Source organism: Pseudomonas sp. NPDC008258 (assembly GCF_042956345.1).
GTDB lineage: Bacteria > Pseudomonadota > Gammaproteobacteria > Pseudomonadales > Pseudomonadaceae > Aquipseudomonas.
In genome coordinates this window covers 1-26,901 of the sequence record NZ_JBIBGE010000053.1, presented here as the reverse complement: position 1 = coordinate 26,901, position 26,901 = coordinate 1, and the positions used below count along the sequence as shown (strand labels likewise).

Here is a 26,901-nt window from a genome sequence, read left to right as displayed (position 1 = left end):
AGCGCTTGACGGGCATCCATGCCCGTCACCTCCCTCCGCAATCCCTCCGCTCGGCCTCCTGAAGTCGCGAAGATCAAGATCAAGATCAAGATCAAAAGCCAGATCAAAAGCATTGCACAAAAAAAACCCGGGTTCTGGGGGGGGAATCCGGGTTAAGACCATTAGGAGTAAAACAAAGGTACGCGGTCCCTGAGCACCTTTATCGGCGCGCCACTTGGGGGGGATGCGCCGCGCCAACACTTCAAGTATTGGTCAGGTTTGGCGCAGTGCCAGCCTGGATTGGTCGTTTTTTAAACAAATTTGGAATACGCCAACGCTCCAATCCTCCTGCATCGCATGGCCATATGCATCGTGAAACACAGACATGCTTGGATGATCCGTGCAATTTCCCGCAAGTTAGGCATAATAAACCGCTTCGATTGTCATCCAGTCCTTCCCATGCAGAAAGAACCTCGTAAGGTCCGTGAATTTCGCCGTCGCGAACAGGAAATCCTCGATACCGCGCTCAAACTGTTTCTCGAACAGGGTGAGGACAGCGTCACCGTCGAGATGATCGCCGACGCCGTGGGTATCGGCAAAGGCACGATCTACAAGCATTTCAAGTCCAAGGCGGAAATCTACCTGCGCCTGATGCTCGATTACGAGCGCGACCTGAACGAACTGTTGCACTCGGCTGACGTCGACCGCGACAAGGAGGCCCTGTCGCGCGCCTACTTCGAGTTCCGCATGCGCGACCCTCAACGTTACCGGCTGTTCGACCGCCTGGAAGAGAAGGTGGTCAAGGGCAACCAGGTACCGGAAATGGTCGAGCAACTGCACAGCATCCGCGCTTCCAACTTCGACCGCCTGACCCAGCTGATCAAGGGCCGCATCAGCGAAGGCAAGCTCGAAGACGTACCGCCCTATTTCCACTACTGCGCGGCTTGGGCGCTGGTGCATGGCGCGGTGGCGCTGTACCACTCGCCATTCTGGAGCAATGTGCTGGAGGATCAGGAAGGCTTCTTCCAGTTCCTGATGGACATTGGCGTGCGCATGGGCAACAAGCGCAAGCGCGACCCGGAGCCGACCCACTGAACCCCTCGGTTCAGGCCAGTACGCCGTACCGGCCCTTTCGCAGCACCAGGCTGCTGCTACAACACAGCTTTGGCTTTCGATGATGTTATGGGGCTTGCAAAAACCTGATTTATGAGTCAGGTTTTGCCAGCCCTCATCATCCATGCTGGAGTCTTTCATGATTGTCGATCGTCAAGGCAGGCGTTTTCGCAACCTGCGCGTCAGCCTGACGGCTGCTTGCAATTATGCTTGCACTTACTGCGTGCCCGATGGCAAGCGCCTGGTGGCGGCGCAGGACGAATTGTCGGCAGATGCCATGGCGCGTGGAGTGGCTTACCTGATCGAGGCGGCCGGTATCGAGCGGCTGCGCATCACGGGCGGTGAACCGCTGGTCAGCCCGCGTCTGGATGCTTTTTTGGGGGCAGTGGCCAAGCTTCAGCTCGACGATATTTCGCTAACCACCAATGGTCAGCTGTTGCAGCGCAAGTTGCCCCAGTTGCAGGCGGCCGGTGTCCGTCGACTGAATGTTTCCCTCGACACCCTCGATCCCCAGGCTTTCCGCCGCATCGCCCGGGGCGGCGATCTGGCAACCGTGCTGGCAGGTATGGAGCAGGCCAGTGCATTGGGTATGCGGATCAAGGTGAACATGGTGCCAATGCGCGGGCAGAATGTCGACCAGGTGTTGCCGCTGCTGGACTATTGCCTGGCGCGTGGTTTCGAGTTGCGCTTCATCGAGCTTATGCGCATGGGCCACCTTGCCCGTGACAGCAACGTCTTCCTGCAGCAGTTCTTCGGCCTTGACCAGTTGCTCGCGCTGATTGGCAGCAAGCATGCCTATGTCCAGGTTGATGCTCCGCTGGATGCCACCGCCTTGCGTTATGAAATCCCAGGGGTTGGCCACTTCGGCGTCATCGCCAACGAAAGCGTACCGTTTTGCCGTACCTGCTCGCGGTTGCGTTTGTCCTCCACGGGCTGGCTGCATGGCTGCTTGTCGTCTGGCAGTCGCCATTTCGTCGGCGACCTGCTGGATAAGCCACGCCATCAGGCATTGCCGGCCCTGCAGCGCCTGCTGGTCAAGGCCTTGGCAGACAAGCAGGACCTGGCGTTTTCCGGGGATGTGATGGTGATGAAGGTGATCGGCGGCTGAAGCTGGCGCAAAAGCTGCATCCGCCAGCTATTCGCCGGTTTTTCGTCGCCGGCCACTGGAGGAAAGATGCGTAGCCTGGTCTTGCTGCTGGCGCTGATGGCGCTGGGCGGCTGCATGAAAGTCAGCGATATGGGCGAGGGCGTGCGCTATCACATGAGCGATGCCGGTCTGCTGGACCACAGTGATACCCGTCGCACGCTGTCTATCCGCCTGCAGCCCGATTCGTTCATCTTCATCGGCCAGGGTGCCTTCGTGCCGCCCGGCAAGGGGCCGGTACCACGGCAGAACGCTGTAGCCGACGAGGCCTTCAAAAGCTTTGTCGAGTATTTCCCGCTGGTGCGCCGTGCCCAAGGCCCACTGGGCCTGGAAGATGCCATTGCCCAGGCGCGTTCGGTCGGTGCCGATTACGTGCTGTACACCCGTTTTGCGCGTACCGACGACCGCATCGGCAATGGTGACGAGTGGTACGACGAACAGGCTGTCGACCGATTGGGCTGGGACAGTGGTGTGGTACAGATGATGCTGATCGAAACCAATACCCGCTACCTGGTCGACACTGCGCGCATCAAGAGCCGTGGCGGTTTGTTGACGTTCCACGACAACACCCCTGAAGATTTGCTTGGCGCACCGATGCGCGAGTACGCTCGTAGCCTTCTGGGCATGAGCGAATGAGGCAGGCGTGATGAGTGATTCCGGCAAGGCCAATGATCTTCTGGCACAGATCCCCAAGGCAAAGGGGCTGCCGCCAGTGCATCTGTGGAATCCGGACTTCTGCGGCGACATCGACATGCGCATCGCCCGCGATGGCACCTGGTATTACCTGGGTACGCCGATCGGGCGCAAGCCGATGGTGCGTTTGTTCTCCACCATCATCCGCCGCGATGGTGATGACTATTTCCTGATCACGCCAGTGGAAAAGGTCGGCATTCGTGTCGACGATGCGCCGTTCGTGGCGGTGGCGCTGGAGGTGCTGGGGGAGGGCGAACAGCAGGTGCTGCGCTTTACCAGCAATGTCGAGGACCAGGTGGATGCCGGGCCCGACAGCCCGCTGCGCGTGGTGATCGACCCTGTGACGCAGGAACCATCGCCGTATGTGCTGATGCGCAGCAACCTTGAGGCGCTGATTCATCGCAATGTGTTCTACCAGTTGGTGGAGCTGGCGGTGCCGCGTGAGATCGAGGGGGAGGAATGGTTGGGCGTATGGAGCCAGGGCGAGTTTTACCCGATTGGGCGTAGTAGCTGAGAGGTCTTTTTTCTGTGCCGGCCTCTTCGCGGGCATGCCCGCTCCCACAGGTACAGCGCAGCCCCTGAAGCCTGTGGAGAACTTGTGGGAGCGGGCATGCCCGCGAAGAGGCCGGCACAGGCAAAATCGGCCCCCTGCTTTTACCTCGAATTGGCCATTTGTCTTCAGCCAATGAGGGCCTAACCTGCTGGCAATTGCCACCCAGGAGTTGCCCGCGATGAAACCACTTACCTTGATCCTCTTCGCCCTGCTTGCCGTTCAAGCCCCTGCTTGGGCGCACGGCGACGTCGCCGACCAGGTCAAAGTCCTGCAGCAACAACAACCCTCGAATGCCCCCGGCAAAACTGCCGTCATGCTCACTGTGAGCTACGCCCCCGGCGAGGCCTCGCCCGCACATCAGCACCCGGGCGCGGTAATGGCCTACGTGCTGGAAGGGGCAGTGGTATCGAAACTCAACAACGAGCAGGAAAAGACCTACAAGGCGGGCGAATACTGGTACGAAGCGCCAGGCACCGTGCACAGCGTGTCGCGCAACGCCAGCAAAACCCAACCCGCCAAGCTGCTGGTGTGGAGCCTGGTGGACGAGGGCAAGCCAGTGACCGAGCCGCTGGGCCAATAAACCCGATGCAACGAAAAAGCCCCCGGTTGCTTGCGCACCCGGGGGCTTTTTCAGTGTTTGGCTCCGCGACCTGGACTCGAACCAGGGACCCAATGATTAACAGTCATTTGCTCTACCGACTGAGCTATCGCGGAATCTGCGCGTATCTTACTGATTGCCAAGAAGATGTCAAGCTACCTCTTGGCAAAACAATGAGTTACAGCACTTCCACGATGGCCTTGGTCACCACATGGATGTTGCTCTGGTTCAGCGCAGCCACCGCAATGCGGCCGGTGTCCAGTGCGTAGATACCAAAGTCGTTCTTCAGCCGGGCAACCTGCTCAACGGTCAGCCCCGAGTAGGAGAACATGCCAGCCTGGCGGCCAACGAAGCTGAAGTCACGCTTGGCGCCATATTCAGCCAGCAGGCTGACCATTTGCTGGCGCATGCCGTGGATGCGCTGGCGCATCTCGCCCAACTCGGCTTCCCACATCTGGCGCAGCTCGTCGCTGTTCAGCACGGTGGCAACGATGGTTGCACCGTGAGTTGGCGGGTTGGAATAGGTGGTGCGGATCACGCGCTTTACCTGAGACAGCACACGGGTGCTCTCGTCCTTGGAAGCGGTAACGATCGACAGCGCACCCACGCGCTCGCCGTACAGCGAGAACGACTTGGAGAACGAGCTGGAAACGAAGAACTCCAGGCCCGACTCGGCGAACAGGCGCACGGCGAAGGCGTCTTCGGCGATGCCGTCACCAAAGCCCTGGTAGGCCATGTCGAGGAACGGTACGTGGCCCTTGGCCTTGACCACTTCCAGGACGTTTTTCCAGTCGTCCAGGCCCAGGTCGACGCCAGTCGGGTTGTGGCAGCAGGCGTGCAGTACCACGATCGAGCCGGACGGCAGGTTGTTCAGGTCTTCGAGCATGCCGGCGCGGTTGACGTCGTTGCTCGGTGCATCATAGTAGCGATAGTTCTGAACCGGGAAACCAGCGGTTTCGAACAGGGCGCGGTGGTTTTCCCAGCTCGGGTCGCTGATTGCCACTACGGCGTTGGGCGACAGGCGCTTGAGGAAGTCGGCACCGATCTTCAGTGCGCCGGTACCGCCGACGGCCTGCACGGTAACCACGCGGCCGGCGGCCAGCAGTGGCGACTCGGCGCCGAAGATCAGTTTTTGCACAGCCTGGTCGTAGGTGGCGATACCGTCGATCGGCAGGTAGCCGCGCGAGGCGTGCTGGGCAGCACGCTGGGTCTCGGCTTCGATCACGGCGCGCAGCAGCGGAATGCGGCCTTCCTCATTGCAGTACACGCCCACGCCCAGGTTGACCTTGTCGGTACGTGGGTCGGCGTTGAATGCTTCGTTGAGGCCCAGGATAGGGTCGCGGGGTGCCAGCTCGACAGCGGAAAACAGGCTCATTGTTACCTTGGCTCTGATTGGAGAGTGATAGGACGTACACGCTCCAGCCGAATGCACTGAAGCGGTGCACAAACGGGGAGTCAGTATAGTGATACCGCCCGGTCACTGCGACACTCTGGCACAGCTTTTCCGGCTATTTGCGCAAATATTTTTCGACCATTGGTCTAATTGCCGGGTCCACCGTTACACGCGTTCACAGCTACGCCTTGAAAGCGCCCCCGGGCGGGCGCATTTGGGTATAGACTACTGGCTAAATTTACAGTTGCTGCAGCACCGCGAGGTCCGACATGTCCGAGTTCCAGCTCGTCACCCGTTTCCAGCCTGCTGGCGACCAGCCCGAGGCCATCCGCCAGATGGTCGAAGGTATCGAGGCGGGGTTGTCGCACCAGACGCTGCTTGGCGTGACCGGTTCGGGCAAAACCTTCAGCATCGCCAACGTTATCGCGCAGGTGCAGCGCCCGACGCTGGTGCTGGCACCGAACAAAACCCTGGCCGCGCAGTTGTACGGCGAGTTCAAGGCGTTCTTCCCCAACAATGCGGTGGAGTACTTCGTCTCCTATTACGACTACTACCAGCCGGAAGCCTACGTGCCGTCGTCGGATACCTTCATCGAGAAGGACGCCTCGATCAACGACCACATCGAGCAGATGCGCCTGTCGGCGACCAAGGCGCTGCTGGAGCGGCGCGACGCGATCATCGTCACCACCGTGTCGTGCATCTACGGCCTGGGTAGCCCCGAGTCCTACCTGAAAATGGTCCTGCACGTAGACCGGGGCGACAAGCTTGACCAGCGTGCGCTGCTGCGTCGGCTGGCTGATCTGCAATACACCCGTAACGAAATGGACTTTGCCCGCGCCACCTTCCGCGTGCGCGGTGATGTGATCGACATCTTCCCGGCTGAATCGGACCTTGAAGCCATCCGCATCGAACTGTTCGATGACGAGGTGGAAAACATCGCTGCCTTCGACCCGCTCACTGGCGAGGTCTTCCGCAAGCTGCCGCGGTTTACCTTTTACCCCAAGAGCCACTACGTCACCCCGCGGGAAACCCTGCTGGAGGCGGTGGAGGGCATCAAGGAAGAGCTGAAGGAGCGCCTGGAGTACCTGCAAAAGGCCAACAAGCTGGTGGAAGCGCAGCGCCTGGAACAGCGCACCCGTTTCGACCTGGAAATGATCCTGGAATTGGGCTATTGCAACGGTATCGAGAACTACTCGCGCTACCTGTCCGGGCGCCCGGCCGGGGCGCCGCCGCCCACCCTGTACGACTACTTGCCGGCAGATGCGCTGCTGGTGATCGACGAATCCCACGTCAGCGTGCCGCAGGTCGGTGCCATGTACAAAGGCGACCGCTCGCGCAAGGAAACCTTGGTGGAGTACGGCTTCCGCATGCCCTCGGCGCTGGACAACCGGCCCATGCGCTTTGACGAGTGGGAGGACGTCAGCCCACAGACCATCTTCGTCTCCGCTACCCCCGGGCCTTACGAGGCCGAGCACGCCGGGCGCGTGGTGGAGCAGGTGGTGCGCCCCACCGGCCTGGTCGACCCGCAGGTCGAGGTACGCCCGGCACTGACCCAGGTCGACGACCTGCTGTCGGAAATCCGCAAGCGCGTGGCGCAGGGCGAGCGGGTGCTGGCCACCACGCTGACCAAGCGCATGGCCGAAGACCTGACCGATTACCTGGCCGACCATGACGTGCGGGTGCGTTACCTGCACTCGGACATCGACACCGTGGAGCGGGTGGAGATCATCCGCGACCTGCGCCTGGGTACCTTCGATGTGCTGGTGGGTATCAACCTGCTGCGCGAGGGCCTGGACATGCCGGAAGTGTCGCTGGTGGCGATCCTGGATGCCGACAAGGAAGGCTTCCTGCGGTCCGAACGCTCACTGATCCAGACCATCGGCCGTGCTGCGCGTAACCTCAATGGCCGGGCAATCCTTTACGCCGATAACGTCACGGGCTCGATGCAGCGTGCCATAGACGAAACCGAGCGGCGCCGCGAAAAGCAGATCGCCTTCAACGAAGCGCATGGCATCGTGCCCAAGGGCGTGGTCAAGGACATCACCGACATCATGGAGGGCGCTACCGTGCCCGGCGCGCGCAGCAAGAAGCGCAAGGGCATGGCAAAGGCGGCAGAGGAGAGCGCCCGTTACGAGGCCGAACTGCGTACGCCGGGCGAGATCACCAAGCGCATCAAGCAGCTGGAAGAGAAGATGATGCAGTTTGCCCGCGACCTGGAGTTCGAGGCCGCGGCGCAGTTGCGCGACGAAATCACCCAACTGCGCGAGCGGTTGATTACCAGCTGAGCCCTGACGCCGGCCCTGTGGGAGCGGGCGTGCCCGCGAAGCAGGCAACGCGGTGGATGGCACCGGCTTTGCCGGTGTTCGCGGCGGTTCGACGCCTCGACTTGCCCGCTCCCACAGGGCCGCGTAGCAGCTGAAATTGACTCAATGCGCCTCCCCAGCCTTCAACCCCTGCGGCAACTTGCGGGTCAACAGCACCGCCACCATGCTCACCGCCAAACCAATCCCGACAAAGTGGAAGGCATCGTTGTAAGCCATGATCAACGCCTGCTGGTGGGTAATCTCGCTCAGCTTGCCCAGGGCTGCATTGTCATTGCCCAGCCGCTCCGCCAGTTGCGCCAGCCGCTCTGCCACCTGGGGGTTGCTTGGCACTATCGACTCCCTCAGGTAATCGAAATACACCTTGGTCCGCGCATCCAGCAACGTGGCCAGCAAGGCAATCCCGATTGCGCCACCCAGGTTACGCAAGATGTTGAACAGGCTCGACGCCGACCCCGCGTCCTGCTGCTGAATGTACGATGTGGCGATCAACGAAATGGTCACCATGATCATCGGCTGGCCAAGGGCGCGGATGATCTGGATATGGTTGAACTGCGGCCCGGCAAAGTCCGGGTTGAGTACGCCCGAGCCGAAACTGGCGGCGCCAAACAGGCAGAACCCGAGGGCGCACAGTAGCTTGGGCGACACCACTTTCATCAGTTGTGGCACCAACGGAATCAGGAACAGCTGCGGCACGCCCATCCACATAATCACCTCGCCGATTTGCAGGGCGTTGTAGCCCTGCACTTGCGCCAGGTACAGCGGCAACAGGTAGATCGAGCCGTACAACCCCACGCCCATGCCCAGGCTGGCGATACTCGACAGGCCGAAATTGCGGTTGCCCAGGATGCGCAGGTTGATCAGCGGCTGCGGCTTGGAATACTGCAGGATGACGAAGGTGATCAGGCTGACCAGGGCGATGCTGCCCAGGCCGACGATCAAAGGCGACTCCAGCCAGTCCTTGCGGTGGCCTTCCTCCAGAAACACTTGCAGGCAGCCCAGGCCTACGCCCAGCGTGACGATGCCGGCGTAATCGGTGCTTTTGAGCAGTTCCCAGTGCGCCTCCTTTTTCTCCAGCCCGTACAGCAGGCCGGCGATCATCACCAGGCCCGGCGGGATGTTGATGTAGAAGATGTACTCCCAGCCCCAGTTCTCGGTCAGCCAGCCGCCCAGGGTGGGGCCGATGGACGGGGCGAAGGTGGCGGTCATGGCGAACATGGCCATGCCCTTGGCGCGGTGGTGTTCGGGCAGCTTGATCAGGGTGAGGGTAAACGCAAGCGGGATCAGCGCCCCGCCGGTAAAACCTTGCAAGGCACGGAACAGGATCATGCTCTCCAGGTTCCAGGCCATCGAACACAGCAGCGACGACAACAGAAACCCCGCCGATACCCACACCGCCAGGCGGCGGGCAGACAACAGCTGAACCAGCCAGGCGGTCAGCGGGATCATGATGATTTCCGCCACCAGGTAGGAGGTGGAAATCCATGAGCCTTCCTCCAGGGTGGCCGACAATGCGCCCTGGATGTCCTTGAGCGATGAGTTGGTGATCTGGATGTCCAGCACGGCCATGAAGGCGCCGAGCATCACGCTCATCACCGCGATCCAGTCGCGCCGGGTCGGCTCCGCAGTGGGGCGCAGCAGTGCGTCACCGGCCATTGTGGCCTTCGTCTTCAGTGCGCAGGTCTACGGTGGCGGTCACCGACATGCCGGGCCGGATACGCCCGTGCAGCGGGTTGTTGGCATGGAAAGTCAGTTTGACCGGGATGCGCTGCACAACCTTGGTGAAGTTGCCGGTTGCGTTGTCTGGCGGCAGCAGGCTGAACTGCGCACCCGAGGCGGCGAACAGGCTGTCGACCCGGCCTTCGATGGGGGTGTCTGGGTAGCTGTCGAACAGCAGTTCGGCACGCTGGCCGGGGTGCATGCGGCCGATCTGGGTTTCCTTGAAGTTGGCCTGCACCCAGATATCTTCGTCGGGCACGATCGACATCAGGTAGGCGCCGGCCTGCACCACCTGGCCATTGCGCGCATTGCGCTGGCCAATGGTACCGCTGATCGGTGCGCGGATTTCACAACGGCTCAGGTTCAGTTCGGCCTGGGCCAGGTCGGCGCGGGCATTGGCGATTTGTGCGTCCAGGCGCTTGAGGTCAGCGTTCAGGGCGTTGACTTGCTGGCGCTGGCTTTGCAGGTCGGCGCGGGCCTTGTCGACCTGGGAGCCGGCGACATGGCTGTCGGCCGACAGGGTGGTGACCCGTTCTTCGGATATGAAACCGGGCTTGCGCAGCTTTTCGGCGCGGCTCAGGTCCACCCGCGACCGCTCATAGGTTGCCTGGTTGGCCGCTACCTGCGCCTGCCCGGCAGCAATCAGGCTGCCCTGTTGGGTCAGGCGGCTTTGTGCCTGTGCGTATTCCGCTTCACGGGTAGCCAGTGCTGCGCGGGCGCGCGCTACGGCCAGTTCGAAGTCGGCCGCCTCCAGCCTTGCCAGCAGGTCACCTTTGTTCACGTGCTGGTTGTCCTCGACCGGCACCGCGTCGATGCGGGCACCCAGCTGGCTGGAAATACGAGTGATCTCGCCCTGCACGTAGGCGTTGTCGGTGCTCTCGTAGAAGCGGCCCTTGAAGTACCAGTGGGCCAGGAAGGCGAGGGCGATGAGGGCCACGAGGGTAAAAAAAACCAGCAGGCGGCGTTTGAGTTGGGCAGGCATGGGGACTATCGTTCCAGAAATGTAAATAAATTTAACAGCGGCGCAGGGCCTGTCGACAAGTGACGTTCGCGCCATTGCTGGAGCCCGGTGCCTGCCACCTGCTAACATCCCGCCTTTGTTTCATCTTTCGTTCGAGACTCTCCATGACCACCGTACGCACGCGTATCGCGCCATCGCCTACCGGCGACCCCCATGTCGGCACTGCCTACATCGCCCTGTTCAACTACTGCTTTGCCAAGCAGCACGGCGGTGAGTTCATCCTGCGCATCGAAGACACCGACCAGCTGCGCTCCACGCGCGAGTCGGAACAACAGATCTTCGACGCCCTGCGCTGGCTTGGTATCGAATGGAACGAAGGCCCGGACGTCGGCGGCCCCCATGGCCCGTACCGGCAGAGCGAGCGTGGCGAGATCTACGCCAGGTACGCCAAGGAGCTGGTTGATGCCGGCCACGCCTTCTACTGCTTCTGCACCGCTGAAGAGCTGGACCAGATGCGTGCCGAGCAGCAAGCCCGCGGCGAAACCCCACGTTATGACGGCCGCGCGTTGCTGTTGAGCGCCGAGGAAGTGCAGCGCCGCCTGGCCGCAGGCGAGCCACACGTGATCCGCATGAAGGTGCCGAGCGAAGGCATGTGCGTGGTCCCGGACATGCTGCGCGGCGACGTTGAAATCCCGTGGGACCGCATGGACATGCAGGTGCTGATGAAGAACGACGGGCTGCCGACGTACTTCCTGGCCAACGTGGTGGACGACCACCTGATGGGCATCACCCACGTACTGCGTGGTGAAGAGTGGCTGCCGTCGGCGCCCAAGCTGATCAAGCTGTACGAATACTTTGGTTGGGAGCAGCCCAAGCTTTGCTACATGCCGCTGCTGCGTAACCCGGACAAGTCCAAGCTGTCCAAGCGCAAGAACCCGACCTCGGTTACGTTCTACGAGCGCATGGGCTTCATGCCGGAGGCAATGCTCAACTACCTGGGCCGCATGGGCTGGTCGATGCCGGACGAGCGTGAGAAGTTCTCGCTGGCCGAGATGGTCGAGCACTTTGACCTGTCGCGTATCTCGCTGGGTGGCCCGATCTTCGACATCGAGAAGCTGTCGTGGCTCAACGGCCAGTGGTTGCGTGAGCTGCCGGTCGAGGAGTTTGCCGCGCGCTTGCAGAAGTGGGCGTTCAACAGCGACTACATGATGAAAATCGCCCCGCACGTGCAGGGTCGCGTTGAAACCTTCAGCCAGGTTGCCCCGCTGGGCGGGTTCTTCTTCGAAGGCGCGCTGAAGCTGGATGCCAAGCTGTTCGAAAGCAAGAAACTGTCGGCCGACCAGGTGCGCCAGGTGATCCAGCTGATCCTGTGGAAGCTCGAAAGCCTGCGCCAGTGGGAAAAAGAGCGCATCACCGGCTGCATCCAGGCCGTGGTCGAGGCGCTGGAACTGAAGCTGCGCGATGCCATGCCGCTGATGTTCGCTGCCATCACCGGCCAGGCCAGTTCGGTTTCGGTGCTGGACGCCATGGAAATCCTCGGCCCGGACCTGACCCGTTACCGCTTGCGCCAGGCGCTGGACCTGCTGGGTGGCGTGTCGAAGAAAGAAAACAAAGAATGGGAAAAGCTGCTGGCTTCCATCGCCTGATTCAGCGTTACACCTAACCTGTGGGAGCGGGCGTGCCCGCGAATGCGGTGTTTGATCTACCATCGCATTCGCGGGTACGCCCGCTCCCACGGGCCCGGCTCCACCCAGAAAAATTGGGGCAGGGCGGTAAGTGATTGTTATCTGTGAAAAATTTTTTGATTATTTTAAAAAATTAGTTTGACAGCCCTGCAATCCGAACTTAATATGCGCCCCGTCCACAGCGATGAACGAAAACGAAACGCCAGGCACCCAGCCAGCGGTTCTGTTCAAAGCGACATTGTGGGGCTATAGCTCAGCTGGGAGAGCGCCTGCATGGCATGCAGGAGGTCAGCGGTTCGATCCCGCTTAGCTCCACCAAATTCCGCTTAGCAGCCAAGGCTGATAAGCAAGACCGGGTCCAGCAACCGGGTCTTGAAGGTAAGAAGGTTCGTCCCCTTCGTCTAGTGGCCTAGGACACCGCCCTTTCACGGCGGTAACAGGGGTTCGAGTCCCCTAGGGGACGCCAGTTTTACACAAGCGATGTTTCAGGATGTCGCTGGGCCGCGAGGCTAAAAATCCGGGGCTATAGCTCAGCTGGGAGAGCGCCTGCATGGCATGCAGGAGGTCAGCGGTTCGATCCCGCTTAGCTCCACCAATTTTGCCGCGGTTCGCGTAAGCGAGCCGGCACGAAGGTTACGTCCCCTTCGTCTAGTGGCCTAGGACACCGCCCTTTCACGGCGGTAACAGGGGTTCGAGTCCCCTAGGGGACGCCACTTTTTCCTGCGTTTTGCAGGGCTTAAAAAGGCTCGTCGCTTATTGATGAGTCTTTTGTTTCGGGGCTATAGCTCAGCTGGGAGAGCGCCTGCATGGCATGCAGGAGGTCAGCGGTTCGATCCCGCTTAGCTCCACCATTTCTGCCAGGGTTCACGTAAGTGAATCTTTGCGAAGGTTACGTCCCCTTCGTCTAGTGGCCTAGGACACCGCCCTTTCACGGCGGTAACAGGGGTTCGAGTCCCCTAGGGGACGCCATATTTACCCGCGTTTTGCGGGACTTTTAAGGCTCATTCACTTATTGAATGGGCCTTTTGTTTTTTCTCCCTTCCGAAAAATGACTGCCGACAGACGGCAACAAATTCGGCTTGCCAAAAAATATGATGAGAATAATATTTCGATCATCATATTTTGATTGGCGAGTGCCTGATGAGCGACAAGAAAAGCAAAACCCGCGAGCGCATCCTGGAAGCTGCACGCAACGCGCTGATCCAGCACGGCCCGGCCGAGCCCAGCGTTAGCCAGGTAATGGGCGCGGCAGGCCTGACCGTCGGTGGTTTTTATGCCCACTTCGACAGCAAGGACGAACTGATGCTCGAAGCGTTCCGCCAGTTGTTGGGTGAGCGCCGTGCCTTGCTTGCCCAGATCGACCCCAGTCTCGATGGTGCGGGGCGGCGGGCGCTGGCCAGTGCCTTCTACTTGTCGCGTAAACACCGGGATGCCGAAGTGCACGCCTGCCCGCTACCCAATTCGTTGGGCGAGATGCAGCGCCTGCCGGAAGCCTTCCGTGAGGTACTGGCCGAACACATCGAGCTGATGACTGCTGCCATGGTCGACCGCCCGGAAGATGCCGACAAGGCACTGGCCGACCTGGCACTCATGGTTGGCGGCCTTGCCCTGGCCCGTGCCTTGGGTACTGGTGAACTGTCTGACCGTATTCTGCGCGCCGCCAAATCGGCGGTGCTTTAACCCTGGAGCATGGCGATGACTACCCTGAGCTGGATTCGTGGTGTCAATGGCACCCTGGGCCGCCTGGCCCCCGAGCATGTCGCAGGCAAGATGCGCCGCGCCTTCATGACCCCGCGCAATCTGCCGCCGCGGGATTGGGAGTTGCCCGTGCTGGCCAGCGCCGAGCGCATTACCCTGCGTTTCGGTTTGTCTGCCTTGCGCTGGGGCAAAGGGCCGACCGTGCTGCTGATGCATGGTTGGGAAGGGCGCCCGACCCAGTTTGCCGCCTTGATCGAAACCTTGGTTCAGGCTGGGCACACGGTGGTCTCGCTGGAGGGCCCGGGGCATGGGCGTTCGCCTGGTGAGCAGGCGAATGTAGTGCTGTTTGCCCGGGCGCTGCTGGAGGCCGCTGCCGAGTTGCCGCCGCTGCGTGCTGTGATTGGCCACTCGATGGGTGGTGCCAGTGTATTGCTGGCCTTGCAGATGGGGTTGCGTACAGAGGCGGCGGTCAGCATAGCGGCCCCGGCGCGGCTGCTGGGCGTATTGCGTGGCTTTGCCCACCACCTGGGGCTGCCGGCACGGGCGCGGGCAGCCTTTATCCGCCAGGTGGAACGGGATGTGGGCATGCAGATCGCGCGGCTGGATGTGACCGGTTACCAGTTGGAGCTGCCGGGGTTGGTGGTGCATGCCGCCGATGACGCCTTGGTGGCTGCCGATGAGGCCCAGGTTATTCACAAAGCCTGGTTCGATAGCCGGCTGATGCTGCTGGAGCAGGGTGGGCACCAGCGTGTGTTGTCCGACCCGCGGGTGAGTGAAGCCGTGCTCGAATTGCTGGCCCGGGCTGCTGCCCCAGCGCGGCAAAGCGCCTGATGGTGCTGCCTGTGCTGGCCTCATCGCCGGCAAGCCAGCTCCCACAAGAACTGTGCGGGACTCAAAGTGTGCGCCGTACCTGTGGGAGCTGGCTTGCCGGCGATGAGGCCGGTAAATCCTCCACAGGGGCTGGACATTGCCCCGCAGGTCGCTGCTAAATCGACTTTTGCGCCAAGGAAGCGAACATGAGCTGGGACCTGGCAACACCCTTCGTCATCGACCTGCGCGTCGGCAGCGAGGACATCGACGGCCTCGGCCACGCCAATAACGCGGTTTACGTCACCTGGCTGGAGCGCTGCGCCTGGCGCCACTCCCAACGCCTGGGGCTGGACCTGGCCGAGTATCGGCGCCTGGACCGGGCGATGGCGGTGGTGCGCCACGAAATCGACTACCTGGCCGCCGCCTACGAGGACGACGAACTGCAACTGGCCACCTGGATCATCGACTGGGATCAGCGCCTGCGCATGACGCGACGCTTCCAGCTCAAGCGCCCGCGTGACGGCGTGACCCTGCTGCGTGCGCAAACCACCTTTGCCTGCATCGAACTGTCCAGCGGCAAGCCCAAGCGCATGCCGGCGGAATTCGTCGAGGGTTACGGCCCGGCGCTGATCGGCGCCTGAAACACCGGCATTTTTTGTTAGACTGCCGGCTTTTTCCGCCGAGACCCTCACATGCAAATTGCCCTGGCCCCCATGGAGGGGCTGGTCGACAACATCCTGCGCGACGTGCTGACCCGCGTGGGCGGTATCGACTGGTGCGTCACCGAGTTCATTCGTGTGTGCGATCGCCTGCTGCCGCCGTCGTCGTTCGACAAGCTGGCACCCGAGCTGCGCCACGGGGCGCGCACGGCTGCCGGTGTGCCGATGCGTGTACAGCTGCTGGGTTCGGACCCGGTGTGCCTGGCGGAAAACGCCGCGCTGGCCTGCGAGCTGGGCGCGCCGGTGATCGACCTGAACTTTGGTTGCCCGGCCAAGACCGTGAACAAGTCGCGCGGTGGTGCGGTGTTGCTGAAGGAGCCGGAACTGCTGCATGCAATTGTGCGCGAAGTGCGTCGTGCCGTGCCGGCCGATATCCCGGTAACCTCGAAGATGCGCCTGGGCTTCGACAGCCCCGACGGTGCGCTGGAGTGTGCCACGGCGCTGGCCGAAGGCGGTTCGGCGCACCTGGTGGTGCATGCGCGGACCAAGGTCGAGGGTTACAAGCCGCCAGCGCACTGGGAGTGGGTGGCGCGGGTGCAGGATGTGGTCAAGGTGCCGGTGTTTGCCAATGGCGAGATCTGGACCGTCGATGACTGGCGGCGTTGCCGTGAGGTCAGCGGTGCTGAAGACATCATGCTGGGCCGGGGGCTGGTATCGCGCCCCGACCTGGGCCTGCAGATTGCCGCGGCGCGTAACGGGCGGGACTATCAACCGATGAGTTGGGGTGATTTGCTGCCATTGTTGCGCGAGTTCTGGCGCCAGGCGCAACACAAGCTCTCGCCGCGCTATGCGCCGGGGCGGATGAAGCAGTGGCTGGCGATGCTGACCCGCAGTTACCCTGAGGCGGTGGTGTTGTTTGCCGAGTTGCGCCGGGAGGATGATTGTGCACGGATCAGCCGGTTGTTGGGGGTTGAGGCGGCTGCTTTCGAGGCTTGTGTTGCCTGATCTGGCCCTTTCGCGGGCGCGCCCGCTCCCACAGGTATTGCACCGGTCCTGAGGACTGTGGTGATCCTGTGGGAGCGGGCGTGCCCGCGAAAAGGGCTGCGCCGATTTCAGATTTTTTCTGCTTGCCCCTTGAAAGCATTTCCCCTGGCCATATCTCTTGAGTACGCGATGCCGAAGTCGGGTCGCGTAATGACTTACTTGCTGAATCTCAGGAGTTCATGACCATGACCACCGCTTTCTCCCTCGCTCCACTGTTCCGCCATTCCGTTGGTTTCGACCGTTTCAACGACCTGTTCGAATCCGCGGCACGTAACGAGGCCGGTAGCAGCTACCCGCCCTACAACGTGGAAAAGCATGGCGATGACCACTACCGCATCGTGGTTGCCGCAGCCGGTTTCCAGGAGCAGGACCTCGACCTGCAGGTCGAGAAAGGCGTCCTGACCGTGACCGGTGGCAAGCGCGACAATGGCGCCGCTGAAGTGACCTACCTGCATCAGGGTATCGCGCAACGCGCCTTCAAGCTGTCGTTCCGCCTGGCTGACCACATTGAAGTGAAAGCCGCCGGCCTGGCCAATGGCCTGCTCAGCATCGACCTGCTGCGCATCGTGCCTGAAGAAGCCAAGGCCAAGCGCATCCCGATCAATGGCGACAAGCCAGCGCTGAACTGATCACGCTGATGTGAAGAAGGGCACCCTCGGGTGCCCTTCTTGCGTTTGTGGGTTGGCTCAGTAACCTGCTGGTGCCTCCAGCAACATCTGCCGGAACTCCGGCAAAGGCAACGGTCGGCTGTGCAGGTAACCTTGGTACAAGTGGCAGCCCAGCCGTTCCAGAAACTCCAGCTGCTCGGTCAACTCGACCCCCTCGGCAATCACGGCCAGGTCCAGGCTGCGGGCCATGGCGACGATGGCGCGGACAATTTCCGCATCATTAGGGTCGATTGGCGCGTCACGCACGAAGGTCTGGTCGATCTTCAGCGCATCCACCGGCAGGCGCTTGAGGTAGGTCAGTGAGGAGTAGCCAGTGCCGAAGTCATCCATGGCAAAACTTACACCGTAGCGCTTCAGTTCACGCATCTTGCTGATGGTGTCTTCCAGGTTCTGGATGACGATGCCTTCAGTGATTTCCAGTTTCAGCATGTGCCGCGGCAGGCGATAGTCGTCCAGGCTGCGCAGCACCCGCCCAACAAAGTCGTTCTGGCGGAATTGCCGCGGGCTGATGTTCACGCACAGGCTGAAATCGTCTGCGTCGATCAGCCCGTCGGCCAGCATGCGGGCGCAAGCATCACAGGCTTCATCGAGGATCCAGCTGCCAACTTCCAGGATCAGGCCGCTTTCTTCCAGCACCTGGATGAACTGCCCGGGTGGCTGCTGGCCCAGTTGCGGGTGGTGCCAGCGCAGCAGTACCTCGGCGCCGACGATGCGGTTGTCGCGGGCATCCACCTGCGGCTGGAAGTGCAGCGCCAGTTCGCCACGGGCCAGGGCCAGGCGCAGGTCGTTTTCCATGCGCAGCCGCTCGCTGGCGGCCTTCTGCATGGTGGTGTGGAACAGCTGGGTGGTGTTGCGCCCGGAGTCCTTGGCACGGTACAGGGCAATATCGGCACGCTTGAGCAGGTCGGCCGGGGTGGCGCCATGGTCGGGGATCAGCGCCACGCCGATGCTGGGCGTTACCTGCAGGCGCTGGCCGTCCAGCGACATGGGTTCGGCCAGTAGTTCGCGCAGGGTGTCGGCCAATTCGCGTACTTTTTCCTCCACCAGTTCACGGCTGCCTTCCAGGCCGCTGAGCAGTACCACGAACTCGTCGCCACCCAGCCGGGCCACGGTGTCTTCCAGGCGCACGCTGGCTTCCAGGCGGGCGGTGATGATCTTCAGCACCGTGTCGCCCACCGGGTGGCCCAGCGAGTCGTTGATATGCTTGAAGTGGTCGAGGTCGAGGAACAACAGGGCGCCGCGCAGGTTGTGGCGTTTGAGCAGGGCGATCTGCTGGCTCAGGCGGTCCATCAGCAGGGCGCGGTTGGGCAGGTTGGTGAGCGGGTCATGGTAGGCCAGGTGGCGTATCTGCGCCTGGGCATTTTTCAACTGGCTGACGTCGCGGGCGTTCAGCAACAGGCAGTCCACCTCGTTGAGGGTGATCGGTTCCACCGACACCTCCACGGTAAGGATATCGCCACGCTTGTTGCGCCCCAGCATCTCGCGGTGGTGCACCCGGCCGCGGTCTCGCAGCTCGGCCAGCAGCGCGCTGCGTTGCTTGTCGTCGGCCCAGATGCCGATTTCGTAGACGGTATGGCCCACCACTTCGGCGGCGCTGTAGCCGGTCAGGCGGCAGAAACCGTCGTTGATTTCCAGGTAACGGCCGCTGTGGCGCTCGGTGATGGTGATGGCGTCGGGGCTGGAGTGGAAGGCCTTGGCGAATTTCTCTTCGCTGGACTTCAGCGCGGCCTCGGCGCGTTGCTGCTGGGTAATGTCGCGCAGGGTGGTGACACTGCAGGGCTGGTCGTCAACGGTGATCAGGCGGCTGGAGATCACGCAGGTCAACGGCGCGCCGTTGCGGTGGTTGACCACGACGGCGACGTTGCTCAGGGCCTGTTCGCGTATGACCCGCTCGATCCGTTGGGCGCGCTCGATGGACTCGGCCCACAAGCCGATTTCCTCGGCGGTGCGGCCGATCACCTGGTTGCTGTCCCAGCCAAAGGTCTGGCTGAACGCCGGGTTGATCTCGATGAACTGGCCAGTGTCCTGGCGGGTGACGCAGATCGGGTCGGGGCTGACCTGGAACAGGCTGGCAAATTTCTCTTCCGAAGCGCTCAGGCGCTGCTCGCGCTCCACCTGGTCGGTGATGTCGAGCAGGGTGCCGGCCATGCGCAGCGGGTTGCCCTGTTCGTCGCGGTATAGCCGGGCGCGGCTTTCGATATAGCGCGATATGCCGTTTTCCAGCTGTACCCGATAGGTGATCTGGTAGTTGCCGGCAGGCCCTTCGCGCAGGCTGCGGTAGGCTTGGCGCATCGAGTTGCGTTCCTGCTCTGGCACACCCTCGAAAAACGCATCGAACGACTCGTGAAAAGGGATCGGCGGCAGGCCGTGCAGTTGTGCGGCGCGGGCCGAGCCGTAGAGCATGCCGCTGGGAATGTGCCAGTCCCAGGTACCCAGTTGTGCGGAGTCCAGGGCCAGGTCCAGGCGTTCCTGGCTGTCTTTCAGGGCCTGCTCGGCGCGCTTGCGCTCGGTGGTGTCGACGAAGGTGCTGATCAGGAAGGTGACACCTTCCAGCTCGATACCCTGCGTGCAGAGGATGCCATCATGCACCTTGCCGCTGGTCGCGCGGAACTGCACCTCCATGATCAGCGGGCCGCCGTTGGCGCGGGTCGACTCCATCACCTGGTGGCGCTGCTCGGGGTTTACCCACAGCCCCAGCTCCAGGCTGGTCTTGCCGATCACCTGGCTGCCGGGCCAGCCGAACATGTCTTCGAAGTGCTGGTTGACCTCGAAGATCATGCCGTCGTGGCGGCGGGTCAGCAAAATGGCGTTGGGGCTGAGATGGAACAGCGTGGCAAAGCGCTTTTCCGAGTTGATCAGGGCGGTTTCCCGCTCACGCTGGCGAGTGATTTCGCGGATCACCCCGATCATCTGTGGCCGGCCGTGTGAGTCGTGGGTCAGGCTGCCGTTGATCTCCAGCCAGTGCAGGCTGCCGTCCGGCCAGCGGATGCGGTGGCGCATGGCCTGCTCCACCGGTTCGCCGTTGAACACCGCCTGGAACACCTGGCGCGTGCGTGCGCGGTCTTCCTCGGGCAGCAGGTCGAGGTAGTCGACATCGGCAGGCAGCGGGCGCTGCGGGTCGAAGCCGAACAGGGCCTGGGTGCCCCGTGACCAGCTGACCCGGCCGCTCTCGATATCCCATAGCCAGGCCCCCAGGCGTGCGCCGTTGAGGGCCGCCAGCAGCTGCGGGGCGTTTTGCCAGGCCTGTTCGGATTCCTGGGGGTCGGCCGCAGGTATTCGCGGCAGGCGCAAAAAGCGGTTTGCTGATTTGGGCATCGGTACCAGACCTTTGGCGTATGACGCGTCCTTGGTTTCGGAATTACCTGGCTGACGGCCGGTCAGGCGGGCCCCGCGTGGCTGTCGAGCAGGGCCATGAATGCCCTGGCCGCGTTCGATAGCGTACGCTCCGTGTGCAAAATGTAGCCTAGCTGGCGCGACAGCTGTATGCCGGGTAAAGCGATAGGTGCAACCTGTTCGTCGAGCATGGTGCGCGGCAATACGCTCCACGCCAGGCCGATCGACACCATCATCTTGATGGTTTCCAGGTAGTTGGTGCTCATGGCGATGTTCGGCGTGAGGCCCTGGCTTTCGAACAGGCGCTGGACGATGTGGTGGGTGAACGTGTTACCGCCGGGGAAAACCGCCGGGTGGCGGGCCACATCGGCCAGGCCCACTGCATTGTTGGCCAGCGGGTGCTCGGGGGCGGCGACAAAGTCCAGGGCGTCGTCCCACACCGGCACGGCCTTGACCAGGTGATGGGGCTCTGGCGCCAGGGTGATCACGGCTATTTCGGCGCGGCCATGCAGGATTTCGTCGTAGGCCTGTTCCGAATCCATGAACTGAATATCCAGCGCCACCGCCGGGTACTGGCGGGTGAACACCCGCAACAACGGCGGCAAGCGATGCAGGCCGATGTGGTGGCTGGTGGCCAGGGTCAGGCGACCGCTCACCGCCCCGTTCAGGTTGGTCAGTGCCCGGCGGGTATCATCAAGGACATTGAGGATCTGGTAGGCCCGCGGCAGCAGGGCGCGCCCGGCCTCGGTCAAGGTCACCTCGCGCCCCAGGCGGTCGAACAGGCGCACGTCCAGCTGCTGCTCAAGGCCCGCGATGCGTTTGCTGATGGCCGGCTGGGTCAGGAACAGGCGTTCGGCCGCCCCCGAGAAGCTGCCGGTTTCGGCGATGGCGATAAAGGCGCTGAGGTTGGCCAGGTCCATGGTTTCGTATTCCTTTGGGTTATCCAAAGCATAAAAATTATGAATTTGAGTTATTCAATCTAACCCCATAGCATCGTCCATACAAGCCAAGGGGTTTTTGGCATAGAAAGACGCTGATGAGGAACAGTCTGATGGCTGGCAAAACGCTCTACGACAAACTCTGGGAAGCCCATGAGGTCAAGCGCCGTGATGACGGCTCGTCCTTGATCTACATCGACCGCCACATCATCCACGAAGTGACGTCGCCCCAGGCCTTCGAAGGCCTGCGCCTGGCCAACCGCAAACCATGGCGCATCGACGCCAACATCGCCACGCCCGACCACAACGTGCCAACCACGCCAGAGCGCAAGGGCGGTATCGGGGCCATCGTCGACCAGGTGTCGCGCCTTCAGGTGCAGACCCTCGACGAGAACTGTGACGAATACGGCATCACCGAATTCAAGATGAATGACGAGCGCCAGGGCATCGTCCACGTCATCAGCCCGGAGCAAGGTGCCACCTTGCCGGGCATGACCGTGGTCTGCGGTGACTCGCACACATCCACCCACGGCGCCTTCGGTGCCTTGGCCCATGGCATCGGCACCTCCGAGGTCGAGCACGTGCTCGCCACCCAGTGCCTGGTCGCCAAGAAGATGAAGAACATGCTGGTGCGTGTGGACGGCCAATTGCCGGCCGGCGTTACCGCCAAGGACATCGTGCTGGCCGTGATCGGCAAGATCGGTACCGCCGGTGGCAACGGCCACGCCATGGAGTTCGCCGGCAGCGCCATCCGCGAGTTGTCGATGGAAGGCCGCATGACCATCTGCAACATGTCGATCGAAGCCGGTGCCCGTGTGGGCCTGGTTGCCACCGACGCCACCACCGTTGCCTACGTCGAAGGCCGCCCATACGCGCCAAAAGGCGAGCAATGGGAACAAGCGGTCGAGTCGTGGAAAGACCTGGTGTCGGATGACGACGCCGTCTTCGACACCGTGGTCGAACTGGACGCAGCACAGATCAAGCCGCAAGTCAGCTGGGGCACCTCGCCCGAGATGGTCCTGGCTGTTGACCAGCGTGTACCAGACCCGGCTGCCGAAGCCGACCTGGTCAAGCGTGGCTCTATCGAACGCGCCCTCAAGTACATGGGCCTTACCGCCAACCAGGCGATCACCGATATCCAGCTGGACCGCGTGTTCATCGGCTCGTGCACCAACTCGCGTATCGAAGACCTGCGTGCTGCGGCTGAAATTGCCAAGGGCCGCAAGGTGGCCGCTACGGTCAAGCAGGCTATCGTCGTGCCGGGTTCGGGCCTGGTCAAGGCCCAGGCCGAGCGTGAAGGCCTGGACAAGATCTTCGTCGAAGCCGGTTTCGAATGGCGTGAGCCAGGCTGCTCGATGTGCCTGGCGATGAACCCGGACCGCCTGGAGAGCGGCGAGCACTGCGCGTCCACCTCCAACCGCAACTTCGAAGGCCGTCAGGGCGCCGGTGGCCGTACCCACCTGGTCAGCCCGGCCATGGCTGCCGCTGCCGCGGTAACCGGCCACTTCATCGATGTCCGCGAGTTGATCCAAGGGAGCGCAGCATGAAAGCCTTTACCCAGCACACTGGCCTCGTCGCGCCGTTGGACCGTGCCAACGTCGACACCGACCAGATCATCCCCAAGCAATTCCTGAAGTCGATCAAGCGCACCGGCTTTGGCCCTAACCTGTTCGACGAATGGCGTTACCTGGATGTGGGCCAGCCTTACCAGGACAACAGCAAGCGCCCGGTGAACCAGGAGTTCGTGCTCAACCACGATCGCTACCAGGGTGCCAGCGTGTTGCTGGCGCGGGAGAACTTCGGTTGCGGCTCCAGCCGTGAGCACGCCCCTTGGGCGCTGGACGAGTACGGTTTCCGCAGCATCATTGCGCCGAGCTTTGCCGACATCTTCTTCAACAACAGCTTCAAGAACGGCCTGCTGCCGATCATCCTCAGCGATGAAGAAGTGGACGAGCTGTTCAAGCAGGTCGAAGCCAACCCGGGCTACCAGCTGACCATCGACCTGCAAGCGCAGGCGGTGACCCGCCCGGATGGCAAGGTACTGCATTTCGAGATTGATGCATTCCGCAAGCACTGCCTGCTCAACGGCCTGGACGACATCGGCCTGACCTTGCAGGACAGCGACGCAATCAAGGCCTTCGAAGGCAAGCACCGCGCCGGGCAGCCTTGGCTGTTCCGCGATGCCTGAAGTTTGTAGGTAGCAGTACTGGCCTCTTCGCGGGCATGCCCGCTCCCACAAGGGTTACGCGATCGTTGTGGGAGCGGGCATGCCCGCGAAAGGGCCGGTACAGGCAACAAAAATCTAAAGGATCAAGACATGACCAGCACCCAGCACACCGATGTGGTCCAACGCCAGTTCGGCGAACAGGCCAGTGCCTACCTCAGCAGCGCCGTGCACGCCCAGGGCAGCGAATTCGCCCTGCTGCAGGCCGAGCTGGCGGGGCAGGGTGCTGCCCGCGTGCTGGACCTGGGCTGCGGTGCCGGTCATGTCAGTTTCCACGTCGCCCCGCTGGTTGCTGAAGTGGTCGCCTACGACCTGTCGCAATCCATGCTCGACGTGGTCGCCAGCGCCGCCGCCGAGCGCGGCCTGGCCAATATCACTACCGAACGCGGCGCCGCCGAACGCTTGCCGTTCGCCGATGCCTCGTTCGACTTCGTGTTCAGCCGCTACTCGGCTCACCACTGGAGCGACCTGGGCCTGGCCCTGCGCGAGGTGCGCCGGGTGCTCAAGCCAGGTGGCGTGGCGGCGTTCATCGACGTGATGTCGCCGGGCAGCCCGCTGCTCGACACCTACCTGCAAACGGTCGAGGTGCTGCGCGACACCAGCCATGTGCGCGACTACTCCGCCGCCGAATGGCAGCGCCAGGTCAGCGAAGCCGGCCTGCATGTGCGCAGCCACACGCGCCAGCCACTGCGGCTGGAGTTCACCAGCTGGGTCGAACGCATGCGTACACCCGAGCCGATGCGCGTGGCCATCCGCCAATTGCAGCAAGCCATGGGCGAAGAAGTACGGCAGTATTACCAGATCGAGGCCGACGGCTCGTTCAGCACCGATGTGCTGGTGTTGTGGGCCGAGCGTTAAGCACTTTTCGGTGGGGCCCGTTTGGCCGCACCGCGTGAATGGATAGAGGAAAGCATGAGCAAGCAGATTCTGATTCTCCCAGGTGACGGTATCGGCCCGGAAATCATGGCCGAAGCGGTCAAGGTGCTGGAACTGGCCAACGACAAGTTCCAGCTCGGTTTCAGCCTGGAGCACGACGTGATCGGTGGCGCCGCCATCGACAAGCACGGCGTGCCGCTGGCCGACGAAACCCTGGCGCGTGCGCGCAAGGCCGATGCCGTGCTGCTGGGCGCCGTGGGCGGGCCAAAGTGGGACAAGATCGAGCGTGACATCCGCCCTGAGCGCGGCCTGCTGAAAATCCGTTCGCAGCTGGGCCTGTTCGCCAACCTGCGCCCGGCCATCCTCTACCCGCAACTGGCCGATGCCTCGTCGCTTAAGCCAGAGATCGTTTCCGGCCTGGATATCCTCATCGTCCGTGAGCTGACCGGTGGTATCTACTTCGGTGCCCCGCGTGGCCAGCGCGAGCTGGAAGGCGGCGAGCGCCAGGCCTACGACACCCTGCCGTACAGCGAAAGCGAAGTACGCCGCATTGCCCGTGTCGGCTTCGACATGGCCCGCGTGCGCGGCAAGAAGCTGTGCTCGGTCGACAAGGCCAACGTCCTGGCTTCCAGCCAGCTGTGGCGTGAAGTGGTCGAAGACGTGGCCAAGGACTACCCGGATGTGGAACTGAGCCACATGTACGTCGACAACGCCGCCATGCAGCTGGTGCGTGCACCCAAGCAGTTCGACGTGATGGTGACCGACAACATGTTCGGTGACATTCTGTCGGATGAAGCTTCCATGCTCACCGGTTCCATCGGCATGCTGCCTTCGGCGTCGCTGGATGCCGACAACAAGGGCATGTACGAGCCATGCCACGGCTCGGCACCGGACATCGCTGGCCTTGGTATCGCCAACCCGCTGGCGACCATCCTGTCGGTGTCGATGATGCTGCGTTACAGCTTTAATCAGTCGGCTGCCGCCGAGGCGATCGAGAAGGCCGTAAGCCTGGTTCTGGACCAGGGTTTGCGTACCGGCGACATCTTCTCGGAAGGTTGCCGTAAAGTGGGTACGCAGGAAATGGGCGACGCAGTAGTCGCAGCGCTGCGGAATCTGTAATCTCTCTGGCCCGCCACCCCAAATTCCCGGTGGCGGCCCACTTTTAGCGAAGGTGTAGTTGCGATGAAACGTGTAGGTCTGATCGGTTGGCGCGGTATGGTCGGTTCCGTGCTCATGCAGCGGATGCTGGAGGAGCAGGATTTCGACCTTATCGAGCCGGTGTTCTTTACCACCTCCAATGTTGGCGGCCAGGGCCCGAGCGTGGGCAAGGATACAGCGCCACTCAAGGACGCTTATTCGATTGAAGAACTCAAGACCCTCGACGTGATCCTGACCTGCCAGGGCGGCGACTACACCAACGAGGTCTTCCCCAAGCTGCGTGAAGCCGGCTGGCAGGGTTACTGGATCGACGCCGCCTCGTCCCTGCGCATGCAGGATGACGCGGTGATCATCCTCGACCCGGTCAACCGCAAGGTCATCGACCAGCAGCTGGACGCCGGTACCAAGAATTACATCGGCGGCAACTGCACCGTCAGCCTGATGCTGATGGGCCTGGGCGGCCTGTTCGAAGCCGGCCTGGTCGAGTGGATGAGCGCCATGACCTACCAGGCAGCATCGGGTGCCGGCGCGCAGAACATGCGCGAGCTGATCAAGCAGATGGGTGCCACCCACGCCGCCGTGGCCGATGACCTGGCCAACCCGGCCAGCGCCATCCTCGACATCGACCGCAAGGTTGCCGAGGCCATGCGCAGCGAAGCCTACCCGACCGAGAACTTCGGTGTACCGCTGGCAGGCAGCCTGATCCCGTGGATCGACAAGGAACTGCCGAACGGCCAGAGCCGCGAAGAGTGGAAGGCCCAGGCCGAAACCAACAAGATCCTCGGCCGCTTCAAGAGCCCGATCCCGGTGGACGGCATCTGCGTGCGCATCGGCGCCATGCGTTGCCACAGCCAGGCGCTGACCATCAAGCTGAACAAGGATGTGCCGATTGCCGATATCGAAGGCATGATCAGCCAGCACAATCCTTGGGTGAAGCTGGTGCCGAACCAGCGTGAAATCAGCATGCAGGAGCTGTCCCCGACCAAGGTCACCGGCACCCTGAACATCCCGGTTGGCCGCCTGCGCAAACTGAACATGGGTTCGCAGTACCTGGGCGCGTTTACCGTGGGCGACCAGCTGCTGTGGGGCGCCGCCGAACCGCTGCGCCGCATGCTGCGGATTCTGCTGGAGCGTTGATCGTTCTGGTTTGACTGAAAACCCGTGCTGGCGACAGCGCGGGTTTTTTTATGCCCGCGAACATTCCTCGGCATTTGCGCAAATCCCTGTGGGAGCGGGCGCGCCCGCGGTACAAACCGGAGACATCGTTTACATTCCAAACCGGGGACATGGTTTACAGGCTAATACGCATGATCAGGAGGTATCTGATCATGCCC

The 26,901-nt window shown here is 62.2% G+C and carries 22 protein-coding genes and 7 tRNA genes; 23 read left to right on the top strand and 6 right to left on the bottom strand.

The annotated features are described in order from the left end of the window. Window positions 1-438: 438 nt before the first annotated feature. The 5 genes from ACFY9W_RS27595 (at window position 439) to ACFY9W_RS27575 (ending at window position 4,062) form a co-directional block, all read left to right on the top strand. The gene (locus ACFY9W_RS27595) at window positions 439-1,074 is read left to right on the top strand and encodes a TetR/AcrR family transcriptional regulator (RefSeq protein WP_027596088.1); all 636 of its coding nucleotides are present in this window, start codon (window positions 439-441) and stop codon (window positions 1,072-1,074) included. 157 nt (window positions 1,075-1,231) lie between these two features. After that, complete coding sequence (locus tag ACFY9W_RS27590) at window positions 1,232-2,200, top strand: radical SAM protein (protein ID WP_391137559.1); 969 nt, start codon at window positions 1,232-1,234, stop codon at window positions 2,198-2,200. 66 nt (window positions 2,201-2,266) lie between these two features. Continuing rightward, complete coding sequence (locus ACFY9W_RS27585) at window positions 2,267-2,872, top strand: DUF4823 domain-containing protein (RefSeq protein WP_391137556.1); 606 nt, start codon at window positions 2,267-2,269, stop codon at window positions 2,870-2,872. A gap of 10 nt (window positions 2,873-2,882) precedes the next feature. After that, window positions 2,883-3,443 carry a DUF1285 domain-containing protein gene (locus ACFY9W_RS27580; RefSeq protein WP_391137553.1) on the top strand — a complete coding sequence of 187 codons (561 nt, stop codon included), beginning with the start codon at window positions 2,883-2,885 and terminating at the stop codon, window positions 3,441-3,443. Between the two features lie 217 nt (window positions 3,444-3,660). After that, window positions 3,661-4,062, top strand: a complete 402-nt coding sequence (locus ACFY9W_RS27575; protein ID WP_391137550.1) for a cupin domain-containing protein — start codon at window positions 3,661-3,663, stop codon at window positions 4,060-4,062. Window positions 4,063-4,120: 58 nt separating this feature from the next. On the opposite strand, the gene ACFY9W_RS27570 is transcribed toward ACFY9W_RS27575, so the two are convergent. Both ACFY9W_RS27570 and ACFY9W_RS27565 read right to left on the bottom strand, forming a co-directional pair. Further along, window positions 4,121-4,196 (bottom strand) — tRNA-Asn (locus ACFY9W_RS27570). A gap of 62 nt (window positions 4,197-4,258) precedes the next feature. After that, window positions 4,259-5,455: an aromatic amino acid transaminase gene (locus tag ACFY9W_RS27565; protein ID WP_391137547.1), complete on the bottom strand. Its 1,197-nt coding sequence runs from the start codon at window positions 5,453-5,455 to the stop codon at window positions 4,259-4,261. A 287-nt stretch (window positions 5,456-5,742) separates the two neighbouring features. On the opposite strand from ACFY9W_RS27565, the gene uvrB reads away from it, so the two are divergent. Next, the gene (uvrB, locus tag ACFY9W_RS27560; protein ID WP_391137544.1) at window positions 5,743-7,758 is read left to right on the top strand and encodes an excinuclease ABC subunit UvrB; all 2,016 of its coding nucleotides are present in this window, start codon (window positions 5,743-5,745) and stop codon (window positions 7,756-7,758) included. Window positions 7,759-7,899: 141 nt separating this feature from the next. Here uvrB and ACFY9W_RS27555 read toward each other — a convergent pair whose 3' ends face one another. Next, on the bottom strand, window positions 7,900-9,390 hold the full coding sequence (locus ACFY9W_RS27555) for a DHA2 family efflux MFS transporter permease subunit (RefSeq protein ID WP_391137563.1): 1,491 nt from the start codon (window positions 9,388-9,390) through the stop codon (window positions 7,900-7,902). Between the two features lie 49 nt (window positions 9,391-9,439). Beyond that, on the bottom strand, window positions 9,440-10,495 hold the full coding sequence (locus ACFY9W_RS27550) for an efflux RND transporter periplasmic adaptor subunit (protein ID WP_391137541.1): 1,056 nt from the start codon (window positions 10,493-10,495) through the stop codon (window positions 9,440-9,442). A gap of 143 nt (window positions 10,496-10,638) precedes the next feature. On the opposite strand from ACFY9W_RS27550, the gene gltX reads away from it, so the two are divergent. The 12 genes from gltX (at window position 10,639) to ACFY9W_RS27490 (ending at window position 16,999) form a co-directional block, all read left to right on the top strand. Continuing rightward, complete coding sequence (gltX, locus tag ACFY9W_RS27545) at window positions 10,639-12,120, top strand: glutamate--tRNA ligase (RefSeq protein WP_391137538.1); 1,482 nt, start codon at window positions 10,639-10,641, stop codon at window positions 12,118-12,120. 281 nt (window positions 12,121-12,401) lie between these two features. Continuing rightward, window positions 12,402-12,477 (top strand) — tRNA-Ala (locus tag ACFY9W_RS27540). A gap of 72 nt (window positions 12,478-12,549) precedes the next feature. Further along, window positions 12,550-12,625: transfer RNA gene (locus ACFY9W_RS27535), tRNA-Glu, on the top strand. Between the two features lie 53 nt (window positions 12,626-12,678). Further along, window positions 12,679-12,754 (top strand) — tRNA-Ala (locus ACFY9W_RS27530). 42 nt (window positions 12,755-12,796) lie between these two features. Continuing rightward, window positions 12,797-12,872 (top strand) — tRNA-Glu (locus ACFY9W_RS27525). A 62-nt stretch (window positions 12,873-12,934) separates the two neighbouring features. Continuing rightward, window positions 12,935-13,010: transfer RNA gene (locus tag ACFY9W_RS27520), tRNA-Ala, on the top strand. A 42-nt stretch (window positions 13,011-13,052) separates the two neighbouring features. Then, a tRNA-Glu gene (locus ACFY9W_RS27515) sits at window positions 13,053-13,128 on the top strand. Between the two features lie 171 nt (window positions 13,129-13,299). Beyond that, window positions 13,300-13,839 (top strand): TetR family transcriptional regulator, encoded by a 540-nt coding sequence (locus ACFY9W_RS27510; RefSeq protein WP_391137535.1) that lies wholly within the window; start codon window positions 13,300-13,302, stop codon window positions 13,837-13,839. A 15-nt stretch (window positions 13,840-13,854) separates the two neighbouring features. Beyond that, window positions 13,855-14,688: an alpha/beta fold hydrolase gene (locus ACFY9W_RS27505; RefSeq protein WP_391137533.1), complete on the top strand. Its 834-nt coding sequence runs from the start codon at window positions 13,855-13,857 to the stop codon at window positions 14,686-14,688. Between the two features lie 185 nt (window positions 14,689-14,873). Further along, window positions 14,874-15,308: a thioesterase family protein gene (locus ACFY9W_RS27500; RefSeq protein ID WP_016500875.1), complete on the top strand. Its 435-nt coding sequence runs from the start codon at window positions 14,874-14,876 to the stop codon at window positions 15,306-15,308. A 51-nt stretch (window positions 15,309-15,359) separates the two neighbouring features. Continuing rightward, entirely contained in the window at window positions 15,360-16,331 is a 972-nt protein-coding gene (locus ACFY9W_RS27495) for a tRNA-dihydrouridine synthase (protein ID WP_391137531.1), read from the top strand. A gap of 224 nt (window positions 16,332-16,555) precedes the next feature. Then, a complete protein-coding gene (locus tag ACFY9W_RS27490; protein ID WP_051099848.1) occupies window positions 16,556-16,999 on the top strand; it encodes an Hsp20 family protein in 444 nt (147 codons plus the stop codon). 57 nt (window positions 17,000-17,056) lie between these two features. Here the strand turns inward: ACFY9W_RS27490 and ACFY9W_RS27485 are convergent, their stop codons facing one another. Together ACFY9W_RS27485 and ACFY9W_RS27480 are read right to left on the bottom strand one after the other, a co-directional pair. Next, entirely contained in the window at window positions 17,057-20,353 is a 3,297-nt protein-coding gene (locus ACFY9W_RS27485; RefSeq protein ID WP_391137528.1) for a PAS domain S-box protein, read from the bottom strand. A gap of 62 nt (window positions 20,354-20,415) precedes the next feature. Further along, window positions 20,416-21,291, bottom strand: coding sequence for a LysR substrate-binding domain-containing protein (locus ACFY9W_RS27480; RefSeq protein WP_391137525.1), 876 nt, complete (start codon window positions 21,289-21,291; stop codon window positions 20,416-20,418). Window positions 21,292-21,422: 131 nt separating this feature from the next. On the opposite strand from ACFY9W_RS27480, the gene leuC reads away from it, so the two are divergent. From leuC to asd, 5 genes are all read left to right on the top strand, one after another. Continuing rightward, window positions 21,423-22,856: a 3-isopropylmalate dehydratase large subunit gene (gene leuC, locus ACFY9W_RS27475; protein WP_391137522.1), complete on the top strand. Its 1,434-nt coding sequence runs from the start codon at window positions 21,423-21,425 to the stop codon at window positions 22,854-22,856. Further along, complete coding sequence (gene leuD, locus ACFY9W_RS27470; protein ID WP_391137519.1) at window positions 22,853-23,497, top strand: 3-isopropylmalate dehydratase small subunit; 645 nt, start codon at window positions 22,853-22,855, stop codon at window positions 23,495-23,497. The genes leuC and leuD overlap by 4 nt, the downstream gene beginning before the upstream one ends. Before the next feature lie 129 nt (window positions 23,498-23,626). After that, window positions 23,627-24,391 carry a methyltransferase domain-containing protein gene (locus tag ACFY9W_RS27465; RefSeq protein ID WP_391137516.1) on the top strand — a complete coding sequence of 255 codons (765 nt, stop codon included), beginning with the start codon at window positions 23,627-23,629 and terminating at the stop codon, window positions 24,389-24,391. Window positions 24,392-24,445: 54 nt separating this feature from the next. Further along, on the top strand, window positions 24,446-25,528 hold the full coding sequence (gene leuB / locus ACFY9W_RS27460) for a 3-isopropylmalate dehydrogenase (RefSeq protein WP_391137513.1): 1,083 nt from the start codon (window positions 24,446-24,448) through the stop codon (window positions 25,526-25,528). Window positions 25,529-25,591: 63 nt separating this feature from the next. Then, a complete protein-coding gene (asd, locus tag ACFY9W_RS27455) occupies window positions 25,592-26,704 on the top strand; it encodes an aspartate-semialdehyde dehydrogenase (RefSeq protein WP_201207722.1) in 1,113 nt (370 codons plus the stop codon). Window positions 26,705-26,901: the final 197 nt, after the last annotated feature.

Bases quoted from the DNA above. Each gene is read 5' to 3' on its own strand.
- ACFY9W_RS27595 (WP_027596088.1), top strand. From the start codon at position 439: ATGCAGAAAGAACCTCGTAAGGTCCGTGAATTTCGCCGTCGCGAACAG.
- ACFY9W_RS27590 (WP_391137559.1), top strand. From the start codon at position 1,232: ATGATTGTCGATCGTCAAGGCAGGCGTTTTCGCAACCTGCGCGTCAGC.
- ACFY9W_RS27585 (WP_391137556.1), top strand. From the start codon at position 2,267: ATGCGTAGCCTGGTCTTGCTGCTGGCGCTGATGGCGCTGGGCGGCTGC.
- ACFY9W_RS27580 (WP_391137553.1), top strand. From the start codon at position 2,883: ATGAGTGATTCCGGCAAGGCCAATGATCTTCTGGCACAGATCCCCAAG.
- ACFY9W_RS27575 (WP_391137550.1), top strand. From the start codon at position 3,661: ATGAAACCACTTACCTTGATCCTCTTCGCCCTGCTTGCCGTTCAAGCC.
- ACFY9W_RS27565 (WP_391137547.1), bottom strand. From the start codon at position 5,455: ATGAGCCTGTTTTCCGCTGTCGAGCTGGCACCCCGCGACCCTATCCTG.
- uvrB (WP_391137544.1), top strand. From the start codon at position 5,743: ATGTCCGAGTTCCAGCTCGTCACCCGTTTCCAGCCTGCTGGCGACCAG.
- ACFY9W_RS27550 (WP_391137541.1), bottom strand. From the start codon at position 10,495: ATGCCTGCCCAACTCAAACGCCGCCTGCTGGTTTTTTTTACCCTCGTG.
- gltX (WP_391137538.1), top strand. From the start codon at position 10,639: ATGACCACCGTACGCACGCGTATCGCGCCATCGCCTACCGGCGACCCC.
- ACFY9W_RS27510 (WP_391137535.1), top strand. From the start codon at position 13,300: ATGAGCGACAAGAAAAGCAAAACCCGCGAGCGCATCCTGGAAGCTGCA.
- ACFY9W_RS27505 (WP_391137533.1), top strand. From the start codon at position 13,855: ATGACTACCCTGAGCTGGATTCGTGGTGTCAATGGCACCCTGGGCCGC.
- ACFY9W_RS27500 (WP_016500875.1), top strand. From the start codon at position 14,874: ATGAGCTGGGACCTGGCAACACCCTTCGTCATCGACCTGCGCGTCGGC.
- ACFY9W_RS27495 (WP_391137531.1), top strand. From the start codon at position 15,360: ATGCAAATTGCCCTGGCCCCCATGGAGGGGCTGGTCGACAACATCCTG.
- ACFY9W_RS27490 (WP_051099848.1), top strand. From the start codon at position 16,556: ATGACCACCGCTTTCTCCCTCGCTCCACTGTTCCGCCATTCCGTTGGT.
- ACFY9W_RS27485 (WP_391137528.1), bottom strand. From the start codon at position 20,353: ATGCCCAAATCAGCAAACCGCTTTTTGCGCCTGCCGCGAATACCTGCG.
- ACFY9W_RS27480 (WP_391137525.1), bottom strand. From the start codon at position 21,291: ATGGACCTGGCCAACCTCAGCGCCTTTATCGCCATCGCCGAAACCGGC.
- leuC (WP_391137522.1), top strand. From the start codon at position 21,423: ATGGCTGGCAAAACGCTCTACGACAAACTCTGGGAAGCCCATGAGGTC.
- leuD (WP_391137519.1), top strand. From the start codon at position 22,853: ATGAAAGCCTTTACCCAGCACACTGGCCTCGTCGCGCCGTTGGACCGT.
- ACFY9W_RS27465 (WP_391137516.1), top strand. From the start codon at position 23,627: ATGACCAGCACCCAGCACACCGATGTGGTCCAACGCCAGTTCGGCGAA.
- leuB (WP_391137513.1), top strand. From the start codon at position 24,446: ATGAGCAAGCAGATTCTGATTCTCCCAGGTGACGGTATCGGCCCGGAA.
- asd (WP_201207722.1), top strand. From the start codon at position 25,592: ATGAAACGTGTAGGTCTGATCGGTTGGCGCGGTATGGTCGGTTCCGTG.